Origin of the sequence: Streptomyces sp. NPDC102274, assembly GCF_044766385.1 — a bacterium.
GTDB lineage: Bacteria > Actinomycetota > Actinomycetes > Streptomycetales > Streptomycetaceae > Streptomyces.
Genome location: NZ_JBIWLW010000036.1, coordinates 1 through 15,762, shown reverse-complemented (window position 1 = coordinate 15,762; position 15,762 = coordinate 1). Strand labels below are relative to the sequence as shown.

The 15,762-nt window shown below is 69.3% G+C and carries 12 protein-coding genes; 11 read left to right on the top strand and 1 reads right to left on the bottom strand.

Features of this window, described 5'->3' with window-relative positions; all coding sequences use genetic code 11:
- Positions 1-5 precede the first annotated feature (5 nt).
- From ACIRQP_RS34155 to ACIRQP_RS34115, 9 genes are all read left to right on the top strand, one after another.
- Positions 6-1,295, top strand: coding sequence for a cytochrome P450 (locus tag ACIRQP_RS34155; RefSeq protein ID WP_403897295.1), 1,290 nt, complete (start codon positions 6-8; stop codon positions 1,293-1,295).
- A 31-nt stretch (positions 1,296-1,326) separates the two neighbouring features.
- Positions 1,327-1,830 carry a DUF3291 domain-containing protein gene (locus tag ACIRQP_RS34150; protein WP_403897292.1) on the top strand — a complete coding sequence of 168 codons (504 nt, stop codon included), beginning with the start codon at positions 1,327-1,329 and terminating at the stop codon, positions 1,828-1,830.
- Between the two features lie 79 nt (positions 1,831-1,909).
- On the top strand, positions 1,910-2,440 hold the full coding sequence (locus tag ACIRQP_RS34145) for a DinB family protein (protein ID WP_403897290.1): 531 nt from the start codon (positions 1,910-1,912) through the stop codon (positions 2,438-2,440).
- A 30-nt stretch (positions 2,441-2,470) separates the two neighbouring features.
- The gene (ccrA, locus tag ACIRQP_RS34140; RefSeq protein WP_403897287.1) at positions 2,471-3,802 is read left to right on the top strand and encodes a crotonyl-CoA carboxylase/reductase; all 1,332 of its coding nucleotides are present in this window, start codon (positions 2,471-2,473) and stop codon (positions 3,800-3,802) included.
- Positions 3,802-4,800 carry a 3-oxoacyl-ACP synthase III family protein gene (locus ACIRQP_RS34135; RefSeq protein ID WP_403897286.1) on the top strand — a complete coding sequence of 333 codons (999 nt, stop codon included), beginning with the start codon at positions 3,802-3,804 and terminating at the stop codon, positions 4,798-4,800. The genes ccrA and ACIRQP_RS34135 overlap by 1 nt, the downstream gene beginning before the upstream one ends.
- A complete protein-coding gene (locus ACIRQP_RS34130) occupies positions 4,797-5,690 on the top strand; it encodes a 3-hydroxybutyryl-CoA dehydrogenase (protein ID WP_403897283.1) in 894 nt (297 codons plus the stop codon). Before ACIRQP_RS34135 ends, ACIRQP_RS34130 begins: the two co-directional genes overlap by 4 nt.
- Positions 5,691-5,798: 108 nt before the next feature.
- Positions 5,799-6,980, top strand: coding sequence for a macrolide family glycosyltransferase (locus tag ACIRQP_RS34125; RefSeq protein ID WP_403897281.1), 1,182 nt, complete (start codon positions 5,799-5,801; stop codon positions 6,978-6,980).
- A 309-nt stretch (positions 6,981-7,289) separates the two neighbouring features.
- Positions 7,290-8,495: a cytochrome P450 gene (locus ACIRQP_RS34120; protein WP_403897278.1), complete on the top strand. Its 1,206-nt coding sequence runs from the start codon at positions 7,290-7,292 to the stop codon at positions 8,493-8,495.
- A 46-nt stretch (positions 8,496-8,541) separates the two neighbouring features.
- On the top strand, positions 8,542-9,561 hold the full coding sequence (locus tag ACIRQP_RS34115) for a 3-oxoacyl-ACP synthase III family protein (protein WP_403897275.1): 1,020 nt from the start codon (positions 8,542-8,544) through the stop codon (positions 9,559-9,561).
- Positions 9,562-9,726: 165 nt separating this feature from the next.
- Here ACIRQP_RS34115 and ACIRQP_RS34110 read toward each other — a convergent pair whose 3' ends face one another.
- On the bottom strand, positions 9,727-10,479 hold the full coding sequence (locus ACIRQP_RS34110; RefSeq protein WP_403897272.1) for an SDR family NAD(P)-dependent oxidoreductase: 753 nt from the start codon (positions 10,477-10,479) through the stop codon (positions 9,727-9,729).
- Positions 10,480-10,762: 283 nt separating this feature from the next.
- Between ACIRQP_RS34110 and ACIRQP_RS34105 the strand changes: the two genes are divergently transcribed.
- Together ACIRQP_RS34105 and ACIRQP_RS34100 are read left to right on the top strand one after the other, a co-directional pair.
- A complete protein-coding gene (locus tag ACIRQP_RS34105; RefSeq protein WP_403897269.1) occupies positions 10,763-12,436 on the top strand; it encodes a glycoside hydrolase family 1 protein in 1,674 nt (557 codons plus the stop codon).
- A gap of 225 nt (positions 12,437-12,661) precedes the next feature.
- On the top strand, positions 12,662-15,762 hold a 3,101-nt coding region (locus tag ACIRQP_RS34100; RefSeq protein WP_403897266.1), incomplete at its 3' end, for a beta-ketoacyl synthase N-terminal-like domain-containing protein.

The following is a 15,762-nucleotide window of genomic DNA, read 5'->3' as shown; positions in this document are numbered from 1 at the left end:
CGATCATGCTCTCGCTCGACACACTCGACATCACCGACGAAAAGTCCTACGCCGACAAGGGGTACCCCTACCAGGAGTGGGACCTGCTCCGCCGTGAAGCACCCGTGTTCTGGTACGAGCGGCCGGGCTTCGAGCCGTTCTGGGTACTGACCAAGCACGAGGACATCGCCTGGGTCTCCCGCAACACCAAGCTCTTCTCCAGCGCCCAGCGGGTCACCGTCGACACGGCGGACGCCGTGGAGATGCTGGAGGCGGAGCTGGAGCAGCGGGCCCAGATGTTCGCCCACAGCCCCACCGACCCGCCCGCCCTTTCCTACATGGACTCCCCCCACCACCGTCACCTCCGCCAGCTGATGGCACCGTGCTTCACCCCCAAGGCCGTCAGCGCCCTGGAACAGCGTTTCGCGAGCCTCGCGGCCTCCTACGTCAAGGAGTTCACCGAGCGCCTCGACCGGGACGGCAGTGCCGACGTCGCGCGCCATCTCTCCGCGCGCCTGCCGGTCGCCGCCATCTGTGAACTCGTCGGGGCCCCGGTCGAGGACTGGGACTCCATCTTCGACTGGACCGAGGGCACGACCGCCGCGGCCGACCCCGAGTACCGGCTGGAGGGCGAGGACGCCGAGGCCGCCTTCCGGCGCAACATCACCGCCCTCAACGGTTACGTCGCCAACCTGGTCCAGCAGCGCATGGCGGCGGCCGACGGCACCGGCACCGATGTGCTCAGCCGGCTGGCGGCAGGCCGTATCGACGGCCGGCCGCTGGCCTTCCACGAGATCCTCTACACCATCTTCAACCTGCTTGTCGCCGGCATCGGCACCACACGCAACGCCACCACCGGCGGTATCCAGGCACTGCTGAACCACCCCGAGCAGCTGCGCAGGCTCGTCGACGACCCGTCGCTGCTGGACCGCGCGGTGGAGGAGATCCTGCGCTGGACCACCATCGCCCTGCACTTCGTCCGCACCTGCACCAAGGACACCGAGATCCGGGGCCGGCGCATCCGTAAAGGCGAGACGGTCGCCCTGTGGTACCCCTCGGGCAACCGGGACGAGGACGTCTTCGACCACCCCTACCAGTTCGACATCACCCGGGAGAACAACGCGCAGATCGCCTTCGGCGGTCACGGCGAGCACGTCTGCCTCGGTTCTCACCTCGCCCGCCTGGAACTGCGGGCCGTGCTGCGGGCGGTTCTTCCCCTGCTGAGCGAACTGGAACTCGTACGCGACCCGGACTCAAGCGTTCTTCATCTGCAGGTTGCTGAAATCAAGCGACTGGTCGTGCGACGCAAGAAGTGAATCCGACGACTGCTGCGAAAGCGGAGATGAAGTGTCAAAGCTACCCGTATCCCTGCATGAGTTCGCCGCCGGCGACGAGTCCGACCTTCAGGTCGTCGTCCCCTGGACAGGACCCGCCATCGACCCCGCGACAGGACAGCTGCGCGAGCCGCTTCCCGAGTCCTACTTGGTGGCCACCTCCGTCGGATGGCCCAAGCCGGGGCACGAAGAGATCGGCGGACAGCTGAACGCGGCCATTCTGGATGAGCTCTGGAAGCGCGAGGGTCTCCTCGCGGCCACGCTCGCCATCTCGGAGAAGTCGTGGAACGCCGCCCGCAACCTGGTCCTGTGGCGCGACAAGGAGTCCCTCGACGGCTTCCTGTACTCGGAGGCCCATCTGGCCGCGGCCCGGCGCACCAAGGGCCTCATGTACGACTGGGAAGGCGTGAACTGGACCGGCACGTCCACCACGGAGCTGCCGACCTTCGCCGAGGCCCGCGCGCGGCTCGACACGGCGCGGGCCTCCGGGCTGAGCGCCTTCCACTCGCCCGGCTGACCCCCGTTCCTTCCGCGATCTTTCGCGGGACCCGCACCGCCGACCAGGCACGACCATCGAAGAAGGGACCAGCAGCACCATGACGCAGACCACCCTCACTCCCGTTCCGCAGGCGGTCGGCGAGCATCTCGTCCAGGCTCTCGACGTGGGCTACGACCTGGTCCTCGCCCTCACCGAGGGCTTCGACGACGAAACCGCGCTCAGGGCGCCGGACGGGCACAAGCCCCTTGTCTGGTTCCTGGGCCACCTCGCCTGCGCCAAGGACTACTTCTCCACCCTGCACCAGGGCACCGAGAAGGCCGTCACCGAGGAGTTCTCCGACAACTTCGCCGACGGCGTCGACACGGACTTCACCTACGTGCCGCCGCTCACGGAGATGATCGACATCTACACGTCCGCCCACCGGCGGATACGCGACTTCGTCGGCACACTCGCCCCGGAGGACTTCGTCCACCGCTCCGAGCTGTTCCCCGACGAGAACATGGGGGAGTACGCCGAGCAGTTCGCGAAGCTGGGCAAAGCACTCGCCCTCACACAGATGCACGACTCCTTCCACGCCGGCCAGATGGCGCACCTGCGGCTGGCGCTCGGCATGGAGTCCCCGGTCTGACCGCCCACAGCGTTGACGAAGGATGGTGTCATGGACGTTCTATCCGAGGCTGTCCAACGGGGTGCCCCCGCCGGGGAACTGGCGAGTTTGCCGATCCCGCAGGACTACCTGGCGGCGCACACCCGCGTTGAGGACATCGGCATGTTCCGCGACGTGGAGGACAAGGACGTGCGCAAGTCGCTGCACGTCGGCAACGTACCGATGCCCGAACTCGCCCCGGACGAGGTGCTGGTCGCCGTCATGGCCAGCAGCATCAACTACAACACCGTGTGGTCCGGGACCTTCGAGCCCCTGCCGACGTTCGACTTCCTCAAGGCGTACGGCAGGCGCGGACGCTGGGAGGCGCGGCACGACCAGCCGTACCACGTGCTCGGCTCCGACGCCGCGGGCGTCATCGTCCGCACCGGTGACGGTGTACGCCGCTGGAAGGTCGGCGACCACGTCGGGGTCAGCCCCATCCAGGTCGATGACCAGGAACCGGCCACCCACGACGACGGCATGCTCGGTGAGGGGCAGAAGGCCTGGGGGTACGAGACCAACTTCGGCGGACTGGCGCACTACGCGGTCGTGCGAGCCAGCCAGCTCGTACCCAAGCCGGCTCATCTGACCTGGGAGGAGGCGGCGTCCACGACAGCGTGCGCGGGCACCGCGTACCGCATGCTCGTCAGTGACCGGGGCGCCCGCATGAAGCAGGGCGACGTCGTGCTCATCTGGGGCGCGGCCGGCGGGCTCGGTGTCTACGCCGTACAACTGGTCAAGCACGGCGGCGGTATCGCGGTCGGTGTGGTGGGATCCGAGGAGAAGGCCGAACTGCTTCGCGGCATCGGCTGCGACGTCGTGATCAACCGCTCCGAACTCGGTATCGGCGACGACGACGGCACCGACCCCGCCAGGGTCATCGAGGCGGGCAAACGGCTCGGAAAGATCATCCGGCGGGAAACGGGCGAGGACCCGCACATCGTCTTCGACTATGTCGGCCAGGCCACCTTCGGCATCTCGATGTTCGTCCTGCGCCGGGGCGGCGCCGTCGTCACCTGCGGGTCCAGCACGGGCTACCACCACCAGTACGACAACCGGTACCTGTGGATGAAGCTCAAGCGTGTGATCGGCAGCCACGCCGCCAATCTCCAGGAGCAGTGGGAGAGCAACCGGCTCATCGACATGGGCCGCATCATGCCGATGCTCTCCCGCACCTATCCGCTGGAGGAGATCGGCGAAGCGGCCCGTCTGGTGCAGGAGAACGCGCACGTCGGCAAGGTGGGCGTGCTGTGCCTGGCTCCCGGGCCCGGCCTCGGTGTCACCGACCACGAGAAGCGCTCGCGGATCGGCGAGGACCGGCTGAACCCGCTGAGGGGGGCCTGATGGGCTCCGTCGGGCTCCTTGGCACCGGGTCCCAGGTGCCCGAGACAGAGGTGACCAACGCCGAACTCGCCGAGCGGTTCGGCGTCACGACCGAATGGATCGAGCGCAAGACCCGGATCCTGTCGCGCCGTTACGCGGCCGAGGGCGAGACACCGTCCGCTCTCGCGCTGCGGGCCGCCTCCCATGCCCTGGAGCGGGCCGGCGTGTCCGCCGACCGGATCGACTTCCTCATCGTGACCACCACCACCGGTGACAGCCCCCTGCCCCCGGTCTCCTGCCTGGTCCAGGCCGGCCTGGGCGCCCGCAGGGCGGCCTGCTTCGACATCAACATAGGGTGCAGCGGTTTCGTCCACGGCCTCGCCGTGGCCCACGCCCTGCTGTCCGCCCGCCCGCGGGCGTACGCCCTGGTGGTGGGGGCCGAGGTGTGGTCACGCTTCACCGACCCGCAGGACCGCAGCACAGCCGTTCTGCTCGCCGACGGCGCCGGCGCGGCCGTGCTGGGACCGGTGCCCGAGCCCTACGGAATCCTGGAATCCGACCTGATCGGTCACGGGGACAAGGCGGATCTGCTCGTCATCGAGGCAGGCGGCAGCGCACTCCCGGCCTCTCACGAGACCGTGAACGCCCGTCAGCACTATCTGCGCATGAACGGCCGCGGTGTCACCGAATTCGTCCTCGGCCAGGTCCCCGCCTCCGCCAAGGAACTCCTCGGCCGGGCCGGCGTACGGCCGCAGGACATCGCGCACTTCGTGCCCCACCAGGCCAACGGTGTCCTGCTCGGCAAGCTCGCGAACGACATGGGCCTGGAGAACGCCCGCGTCCACACCACCTTGGAGCGGTTCGGCAACTCCGGGACCGCGTCCCTGCCGGTGACCCTTGACCACGCGGCCCGGGCGGGTGAGCTGCGCGACGGCGATCTGGTGCTGCTGTCCGGGTTCGGCGGTGGCATGGCGGTGGGCAACAGCCTGGTGCGCTGGTATGAGGAGGGCGGCTCATGAGTGTGTGCGCCGAACCGGTGCCCGTCAGCCGCGTCGGCGTGGTGGGCTGCGGACTGATGGGATCGGGCCTGGCGGAAGTGTGTGCCAAGCCCGGCAGGGACGTCCTCGTCGCCGTCTCCTCGGACCGGGCGCAGGCCGCGGGGCAGGCGCGGCTGACCGGTTCCCTGGACCGGGCCGTCGCCAAGGGGAAGCTCACCGGGGGACAGCGCGAAGCCATTCTCGGCCGCATCACCTTCACCCAGGACGTCAAGGACCTCGCCGACCGCCAGCTCGTCATCGAGGCCGTCTCCGAGGACGAGCCGACGAAGCTGAAGCTGTTCTCCCAGCTCGACGCGATCCTCCAGGAACCCGACGTGGTCCTGGCGTCGAACACCTCGTCGCTGCCCGTCGCCAAGCTGGCCATGGCCACCCAACGGCCGGGCCAGGTCATCGGAATGCACTTCTTCAACCCGGTTCCGGTCCTCCCGCTGGTGGAGATCACCGGTTCACTGCTCAGCGAGGAGCGGACGCTGGCGCGGGCCGAACTCTTCGTCAGGGACGTGCTGGGCAAGGACGTCATACGGTCCAAGGACCGGGCCGGGTTCGTGGTCAACGCCCTGCTCGTGCCCTATCTGCTGACCGCGATCAGGATGGTGGAATCCGGCCATGCCACGGCAGCGGACATCGACAAGGGAATGACCCTGGGGTGCGCCCACCCGATGGGACCGCTCCGGCTGGGGGACCTGATCGGCCTCGACACGCTGGCCGCGGTGGCGGCCGGGCTGTACGAGGAGACAAAGGAACCGCTGTACTCCGCCCCCGCGCTGCTGTCCCGCATGGTCGACAGCGGACTCTTCGGGAAAAAGAGCGGAAGGGGCTTCTACAGCTATCAAGGAGAGGACGCAGAATAGCGGCTGAAAATGCTCTGACTGAATCGATCGAGTGGACGGGGAAGTTCTATTCAAGATAATGTGGAACGTCTCGATCTGCGTAAACAGGGCCTATTTCAAGGAGAGTTCATGGCTCACATCGCATTCTTCAACTTCCCCGCGATCGGCCACGTCAACCCGACACTCGGGCTGCTGGAGGAACTGGTCCGACGGGGACACCGGGTGACCAGTACAGCGACGGACCACTTCGTGCCGGCGGTCGAGGCCGCCGGAGCCGAAGCGGTGCGCTATCAGTCCGTGTTCGGGGATTTCTACCGCAGCCCCTTCACCGCCGAAGCGATCGAGGGGGAGGGGCTGCGGTGTCTCGAAGAGGCCACGTCGCTCGTCGACCAGATCGACGCCTTCTACCGGGACGAAAAGCCCGACCTCATCATTCATGACTTCATGGCGTGGGGAGCCCGGTTCTACGCGAGCCGGCACAACATCCCGACCATTCGTCTTTACCCGACATACGGAGTCCATGAGAAGTTCTCCATCCAGGAGAGGTTCCCGCTGGCAGGATTCACGGACGCAAAGGTCGTGGAAATGCTCGGCAAGCTCACCGAGGTTCTGCCCTCCTTCGGTCTGCCGGCCGACCCCATGGCCTTCTTCCAGGACGTCGCCCAGCACAACATCGTCTTCCTTCCCCGCGACTTCCACTACGAGGGCGACAGCTTCGACGAGCGGTTCGTGTTCGCGGGCCCCTGCCTGGCGGACCGCAGTGCCTACCAGGGAACGTGGCAGCCGGCCTCCCCGGACCGCCCGGTCCTGCTCATCTCGCTCGGCACGGCCGCGACCGGATGGCCCGAATTCTTCAAGACCGCGATCGACGCGTTCGGCGACTCCGAATGGGACGTGGTCATGGCCGTCGGCGACCACATCGACAGCGCCGAACTGGGCACCGTACCCGCCAACTTCTCCGTGAACCGGCACGTTCCCCAGCTCGACGTCCTCCAGCACGCGGCGCTCTTCGTCACGCACGGCGGCATGAACAGCACGATGGAGTCGCTGTACTACGGCGTCCCCATGGTGGTGATCCCGCAGATGAACGAGCAGAAGGCCAACGGCATGCGGGTCGAGGAGCTCGGTCTCGGCCGCCACCTCGCCCCTGCCGACACCACCGTCGACAGCTTGCGCCGGACCGTCGCGGACCTGGCCGGAAGCCAGGAGGTGGCCGCGAACGTCGGGCGGATGCGGGACTCCATCCGCGGCGTCGACGGCCCCCGCGTGGCCGCCGGTGCCGTCGACGCGTACCTCCAGAGCCTCAGCTGAGCGGTCACACCGCATCAGCGTCCGTATGTCCGTGCCCGTGGCTCCCCCTGTCCGAGCCACGCACGACAACCTGCCCGCAGTGATCCTGCAGGAGCAGACCGCCGCCCACGGGCGGTGGCACCGCACCCGGCAAAGACCTGCCCCGTGCGCACCGGAAAGGCCCGTGTTCCCCGGCCACAGCCGAGGACACGGGCCCTTCGCGCGTCCGGGGCATCAGGTTCACTCGAGCGTCCCTCCAGACCCCGTCACGACAGTGGACACGCGGAGTTCCCCCAGTCATGCCACGGCCCAGGAGAGACGGAGCAAGTCGTGCCCCACGCACTGTCCGACCCGATCAAACTGCCCACACAACGCCCCTCGACCTTCGATCCTCCGGCCGAGCTCGGGCAACTGCGCCGCGACACCCCCGTCACACCCCTGGCATTCCCGGACGGGCACATCGGCTGGCTCGTCACCAACTACGCCACGTCCCGCCAGATCCTGGGCGACTCCCGCTTCAGCGCCCGGCAGGAACTGCACCACCACGCGCCCTACGACCACCCCTTCGGGCAGGAGCGGATCGCCCCCGCCGAACCCGGCTTCTTCATCGGCATGGACCCGCCGGACCATACGCGCTACCGCAAACTGCTCACCCGGCAGTTCACCGGGCACAGGGTGAAGCAGCTGATCCCACGGATCGAGAACGTCGTCGAAGCCAGGCTCGACGCGCTGGAGGCCGCGGGCCGCGGCGCCGACCTCGTGGAGGAATTCGCGGTCCCGATTCCGACCCTGATGATCTGCGAGCTGCTCGGCGTCCCGTACGCAGAGCGCGACCTGTTCCGCCACGACGCGGCGACCTTCTTCCGCCTCGACTCCACCCAGGAAGATGCCCACGCCGCCTACGCCAACATGCTCAGCTACCTGGCCGGCCTCATCCCGCGGACGCGGGCCGAACCCGGTGATGGCCTGCTCAGCACCCTCATCGAGAGCAACGAACTCTCCGACGAGGAGATCACCGTCGCCTCTGTCGTGGTCCTTATCGCCGGCCACGAGACCACCGCCAACATGCTCGGCCTCGGAGCCTTCGCCCTGCTGAGCAACCCCGAGCAACTGGCGGCACTGCGCGAGGACCCGTCCCTGACCGAGAACGCGGTCGAGGAGATGCTGCGCTACCTGCCGCTGTTCAGGTCGGGCCTGATGCGCACCGCGCTGGAGGACGTCGAACTCGAGGGCCGGCAGATCAAGGCCGGCGACTGCCTGGTGCTCCAGCTGTCGGCGGCCAACCGCGACCCCCTGCGCTTCGACGGCGACCCGGACCGTGTCGACCTGCGCCGTAAGTCCACCGGCCACCTGACCTTCGGCCACGGCGTACACCAGTGTCTGGGGCACCAACTGGCGCGCGTCGAACTTAAGATCGCGTACTCGGCACTCCTGCGCCGCTTTCCCGGACTGCGGCTCGCCGTACCGCCCGAGGACGTACCACTGCGCAGCGACATGGCGATCTACGGCGTACACCATCTGCCGGTCACCTGGTGAACCGGCCACCACGGCGGGCCCCGATTCCCCACGGCGAGGAGAGCACATGAGTTTCGGAGTGAGCGCGCTCGGCTACGAACTGGGCGAGGAGATCCCCGTTCTGGACGTGGCCGCGCAGTACACGGACGACATGGACCGGGTACGTACGTACGCGAGCCGGTACATGCACCGCAGCGCGCCCGGCGTGGGCCTGACGGACCTGTCACTCGAGGCGGCCCGCAAGGCGCTGGACAAGGCGGGGCTGGAGACACCGCGGATCGACCTGCTCGTCCTGGCGGTCACCGACCTCACCGAGTACCTGTACTGGGACGCGGCGGCCGCCCTGTTGCACCGGCTGGGCGCCGACGGCGCGGAGGCGGTCCTGCTGACCCAGGCGTGTTCCTCCGGAGTCGCCGCGTTCGATGTGGTGGCCGGAAAGTTCGCCACGCACCCCGAGTACCGCACCGCGGTCGTCGTGGCAGCCAGCCGCGTCGCCGAGCCCTACTGGAACCGGCTGGAGACGGGTGCCGGCTGTTTCTCCGACGGAGCCGTGGCCGCGGTCCTCCAGCGCGGCCACGACGAACTGCGCTGGCGCGCCGGTGAGATCACCACGGACGGCACCCACGTCGACTTCTTCCGGCTGGAAGCCGGGGGAGCCGCGGCCCCCTTCGGCACCCCCGAGGCCGCCGCCGCCCCGCCCCGGGTGGGCGGCATCGAAGACGTCAAGGCCTACTTCGCCAACGACCACGCGAAGATCTCGGCCTTCGGCGCGCACACCAGGGACCAGTACCGGCTGGTGGTGGAGCGTGCCTGCAAACGGGCCGGGATCGGCTTCTTCGACCTGGCCCGGCTCCTTCTGCCCTTCGACAACCAGCCGGCCATGAGCGGCCTGATCACCGCTCTGGACTTTCCGCCCGAGCGCACCAACCTCGCCCTCGCCGAGGACTTCGGGCATCTGGGCGCCGCCGACCCGCTGTTCGCCCTCGCCCGTGAGACCGAGGCCGGCTCGCTGCGGCGCGGCGACCACGTCGCGCTCGCCGCCGTGGGCCGCGGCATGAGCTGGGCCAGCGCGCTTTTCGAAGCCTGAGGAGCCCCACCTCACCGGCCGCCTCGGAGCAGGCCGGCACACCCGCACCCGCACCACCCGCGCCGTACGGCTTTCGCCCCGCCGAGCGACAACTCGACGGGGCGAAGCGGGGCCCGGACCACCCCACGGCGTCATCCTCACGCCGCTCCCGCGGAGCATCGCCCCTCAGGTCACCGACAGCGCACCGTCCACCGCCAGCACCGTGCCGTTCGCGTACGCCCCCTCCGGGCGGCACAGCTGCACGATCCACCACGCCACGTCCTCGGGACGGCCCACCCTCCCCGACGGCACATGCCCGGCCACCGACGCCAGGAACTCCTCATAACCGTCCTCCGGTATACCCGAGCGGACCGCGAAACCGGTGTCGACGACCCCCGGAGCGATCCCTACACAGCGGATACCGCGTGGGGCCAGCTCCACCGCCCAGGTACGGGTGAGGAAGTCCAGCGCCGCCTTCGTCAGCCCATAGACGGCATTCTGCGGCCACGCCCGCCGTCCCAGCGATCCGGACGAACTGACATTGACCACCGTTCCCCCGGTCGCCTCCAAGGCGTCGAGCGCCCGCTGAGTCAGGAAGACAGGGGCCAGGAGATTGGTGCCCAGCTGAGCCGACACCACCGCCCGATCGAGCGTGCCCAGCGCGGCGAACCCCGCCTGCGCGGCGTTGTTCACCAGCACATCGATACGTCCGAACGCGTTCAGCGCCGCGCAGACCACGGCATCCGGCGCATCCTCGTCATCAATGTCCACCGCCAGAGCCGTGATGCGGTCCCGCCCCCCGACCGCCTCCTCCAACGTGGCCTCGGTACGCCCGACCACCAGCACATGAGCACCTGCGTCGGCGAACGCGCGAGCGGTGGCACGCCCGATGCCCGTACCCCCTCCGGTGATCACTACCGCCTTCTGCACAGGGCTCATCGCACACTCCGTCATCTCGTCTCATCCGGATCGGCATGGTCGTCCCGCGGCGCGCCCGGCCGGTCCTGCGACCGTTCCGCGCCGTTGGCGGCGCCCCCTCGGTGGGGACCACTGTCCGCCCGGTGGATCGAGCGCTCTTCGCGGACTCCTCAAGCGCCGCCTCACCGACCAGGTGCACGCGTACTCAAGCCGACTTCGAGCAGCGCCGCCCATCGTGAGGACGCGGGGGACTGCCCTCATGCGGTGCAACCCGTCCCCGACCGTCTACCAACTGGAAGGCACCGTGAAGCGACTTCTCAAGATCGCGGCCGCTGTCCTCGCCCTGGGCCTGGTGGCACCCGTCGCCGCGGCCGACGAGGAGACCGGGACCGCGGCAGCACACCACACCGCTTCCTTTTCCACGATCGGATCCCCGGCCGCCCCCTCGGGCAAGGGCAGTTTCCGCTTCGGCGTGTCCAGCTCCGCCACCCAGATCGAGGACCAGAACACCACCACCGACTGGTACAAGTGGAGCCAGCCCGCCCCCGAGGGCCTGGGCAGGAGCCCCTTCGTCGGCGAGGGCGTCCAGGGCTACTCCAAGGCCATCGAAGACATCGGGCTGCTCGAGGACCTGAACGTCGACTCCTACCGGTTCAGCATTGAATGGGCCCGCGTCGAGCCACGCCGCAACCAGATCGACGAGAAGGCACTCGACCACTACAGCAAGCAGATCGACGCACTCATCGCCCGCGGCATCCGCCCGATGATCGTCATCCACCACTTCACCAATCCCGTCTGGGTGGACAACCCCGAGGACACCGGCTGCGCGAACGGCCCCTCCGACACCAACCTGTGCGGGCTCGACCACCCGGCCGGCGGCCCCCTGGTGGTCAAGGAGATGGCCGAGCACGCCAAGCTGCTGGCCGAGCGGTTCGGCGACCGCGTCGACGAATGGGCCACGCTCAACGAGCCGATGGTCTACATGCTGTTCTCGCACGCCTTCGGCGCCGGCCCGCCCGGCAAGGCGAACCTGTCCGCCGCCTTCTCCACCAAATTCGTGCCGGCCATCCGCCAGTACATCAACGTCCACGCCGCCATGTACAAGGCCGTCAAACGCTACGACCAGCACGACGCCGACCACGACGGCCTCAATTCCGCCGTCGGCCTGACCGCGAGCATCAAGCAGTACGTCGCCGTACGCGACGGGAAAATCAGCACCGAGGCCCGCGACATCGCCGCCCGCGACCGCTTCCGCCGCTTCTTCGAGCTGAACATCCTCGACTCGCTGTGGAAGGGCAGCTTCGACACCGACTTCGACGGCACCGCGGATGAGACCCACCCGGAGTGGAAGGGCACACTCGACTGGCTCGGCATCCAGCTCTACGACCGCACCGGGGTCTCCGACCCCGGCCCCACGCCCGGCCCCAACACCCTGCCCGCCATCAACGTCGACGTGTGCGGTGCCCCGCCGTGCCTGCCGCTCCTCGACTCCACCTACTTCATCCCGGCGATGGGATACGAGTCGGACCCCGCAGGCCTCTACCCCGTACTCAAGGACTTCGGCGCCCGCTACCGCCATCTGCCCCTGATCGTCAGCGAGTCCGGCATCGCCACCACTTCCGGAAAACGCCGCACCGAGTTCACGGTACGGGCACTGGAGCAGATCGACCGAGTGCGCAGCCAGGGCGTGGACGTCCGCGGCTACTACCACTGGAGCCTGATGGACAACTTCGAGTGGCTGCAAGGCTACGGAGCCCGCTTCGGCCTGTACGCGGTCGACCGCACCACGATGAAACGCACCCCGACGGAGGCCGCGACGGTCTACTCGGCCATCGCCGGATCCCGCACACTCTCGCCCGCCGTCCGCGCCACCTACGGCGGCAGCGGCCCGCTCACCCCCGAACCGGGCAGCGGCACGCCCACACAGACACCCGCCACAGCCGTGACGCCGAGAAGGACACACGACAGCCGGCCGTGAGCGGCCCACCGCGGCAGGGACGGTCCGCCGCCCGGACCGGCCCTGCCGCACAACCAGGGGAAGCGATTCCCCACCCGACCCGTACCGGAGCAGCGGGCCGGCGACGAAGCCAGGCTCCAGCACCTCTCCAGGACGGCCGGTGAGCGCGGACGGGCCCCTGCTACAACGGCCCGCCCCGCCGCCGTGCGCCAGTGGTTCGCTTCAACGAGCTTCGAGGATGAGCAGATGAGCTATGCCCAGGTGAACAGCGGCGGCGACCGGACCCCGGCGAGCGCCGAGAACATCGCGGCCTTCATACGGACAGCCGTCGCCGAACTGCTGGACACGCGGCCGGAGTCGGTCGGCCAGGACCGGCCGCTGCGCGACCTCGGACTGACCTCCGCGCAGATCACGTCGCTCGTGGCCACGCTCTCCCAGCACCTCGAACGCCCCGTACCCAGCTGGACGGTGTGGCAGTACCCCACCATCGCCCAACTCTCCGCCCACCTGACGGGTCACGGCACGCCCCCCGCCGTCGCCGCACCCCTGGCCGGCCGGGGACACACGGCCGCGGACGAGGCCATCGCCATCGTCGGCCTCGGCTGCCGCCTGCCCGGCGGCATCGAGACCCCCGAGGCGCTGTGGGAGAGCCTGTGCGCGGGGACCGACGCGATCCGCGAGGTCCCGGCCGACCGCTGGAACGCCCACGACTGGCTCGACCCCGACCCCCGCGCACCCGGCACGATGAACACCCGCTGGGGAGGCTTCCTCGACGACATCGCCGAGTTCGACGCCGAACTGTTCCGGATCTCGCCCGCCGAGGCCAAGCACATGGACCCCCAGCAGCGCATGGCCCTCGAAGTCGCATGGGCCGCCTTCGAAGACGCCCGCATCGCCCCCTCGGACCTCTCCGGTACGCGCACGGGCATCTACTTCGGCACGATGGCGCAGGAATACCACCTGGCCACCGGCGCCGACGCCGACGCCATCGAGACACACTCCGCCGCCGGCTGGGACAACTCCATCATCCCGGCACGCATCGCCTACACCCTCGGCCTCCACGGCCCCGCCATGGCCGTCGCGACCGCCTGCAGCTCCTCCCTCACCGCCACCCACCTCGCCGTGCAGAGCCTGCGCCGTGGCGAGACCGACCTCGCCCTGGCCGGCGGCGTCAACGTCATGCTGCACCCCAACACCACCGTCGCCATGACCAAGTTCGGCGGCATGAACCCGGACGGCCAGTGCCGCGCCTTCGACGCGGGCGCCAACGGCTACGTACGAGGCGAGGGATGCGGCGTCGTCGTCCTGCGCAGGCTCTCCGACGCCCTGGCCGCCGGCGACCGCGTGTACGCGGTGATCCGCGGCACCGCCGTCAACAACGACGGCGCCTCCAACGGACTCACCGCCCCCAACCCGCAGGCCCAGGTCGACGTGGTACGCACAGCCTGGCAGGACGCGGACATCGACCCCAAGGACGTCTCCTACGTGGAGGCACACGGTACCGGCACCCTCCTCGGCGACCCCATCGAGGCCGAGGCGCTCGGCACCGTATTCGCCGAAGGCCGGGAACAACCGCTGCGCCTGGGCTCGGCCAAGACGAACTTCGGCCACCTGGAGCCCGCGGCCGGCGTCACCGGACTGCTCAAGACCGCCCTGTCCCTTTACCACGGCGAACTGCCCGCCAGCCTGCACTTCGAAGTACCCAACCCGCACATCGACTTCGACGGCAACAAACTCCAGGTCGTCACCGAACGCCAGCCCTGGCCCGCCGTCCGCCGCCGCTACGCGGGCGTCAGCGGATTCGGCTTCGGCGGCACCAACGCCCATGTCGCCCTCGAAGAGGCTCCCTACCGCCGCCGTGACCTCCTCCCCCTCGCCGCGCGGAGCGAGGAAGCGCTGCACGACGTCATCACCGCGCTCGGCGCACAGGAAGGCACCGTACCCGCACAGATCCCGGCCCACGACGCCGGAACCCACCGTGCCGTCGCCACCCTGACTCCCGCCGGCCGTGCCGAACTCGTCGCCCGCCCGGGACGGTCCGCGCAGCGCCCCCCGCTCGCCTTCTTCTTCTCCGGCCACGGCGCACAGTGGATCGGCATGGGCCGCGACCTGCTCGCCGAACCCACCTTCCGCGCCGCCCTCGACGCCTGCGACCGAGCGGTCGGCCAGTTCACCGGCTGGTCGGTGACCCGCGAACTCGTGGCCGACGCAAGCCGCTCACGGCTCGAGCGCACCGACATCGTCCAGCCCGTGCTCTTCTCCGTTCAGGTCGCTCTCGCCCGTACCCTCGCAGCCTGGGGCATGGAGCCCGACACCGTCTTCGGCCAGAGCATCGGAGAAGTCGCCGCGGCCGTCGTCGCGGGGGCTCTCCCCCTGGACGAAGGCGCCCGGCTCATCACCACCTGGTCGGGCCTGATCGCCGAACGCGCCTCGGGACGCGGCACCCTCATCGTCTGCGACCTCACGGCCGACGAGGCCACCCGGCTCGCCACCCGGGACGACCGCGGGCTCTCCGTCGCCGGACACCTCGCACCGGACCAGGTCTGCCTTTCCGGCACGACCGACGCCATCGCCGCCCTGGAACGGGAACTGTCCGAAAGCGGCGTCCGCACCGCGCGCGTCAACATCGACTACGCGTCCCACAGCACACAACTCGAAGACCTCGCACCCGAACTCGTACGCCGCCTCGGCACACTGCGCACGAGCGTCGCGTCCATTCCCTTCCGGTCGACCGTCATCGACGACTTCATCGACGGCACCGCCCTCGACGCCGACTACTGGGCACGCAACATGTGCCAACCCATGCTGCTGACCGAGGCGGTCACCGCGCTCGCGCAGAGCGAACCGGCCGCCGCCCGCGGACTGCGCATCGTCGAGATCGCCCCGCACCCCATCGCCCAGCACTCCTTCGAGCGGACACTCGCCGCCCTCGACGACACCCGCTCCGCCGCCCTCGCGTCCTGCCGGCGCGACCGGCCCGCCCGCCAGAGCCTTGAGGACGTGGCCGCCCGGCTCTGGTGCGAGGGCCACGACATCGACTGGACGGCCGTTCACGGCCGCCCCGACCGGCCCGCGCTCACAGCGTCCGTCGTCCTCACCGTGTCGGGCAAGACGGAGGAGGCGCTGGCCGACAACGCCGCCCGGCTCGCCGACCACCTCGAAAGCCGCCCCGAATCGGAACTCCTCGACATCGCCTACACCGCCGCACACCACCGCGCCCACCTCGAACACCGGGCGAGCGCCGTGGCAGGCACCACTGCCGAGGCGGTTGATGCTTTGCGTGCGCTTGCGGGGGGTCAGGTGTCGGCGGGTGTTTCGGCGGGTGTGGCTGTGGATGGTGGTCTGGC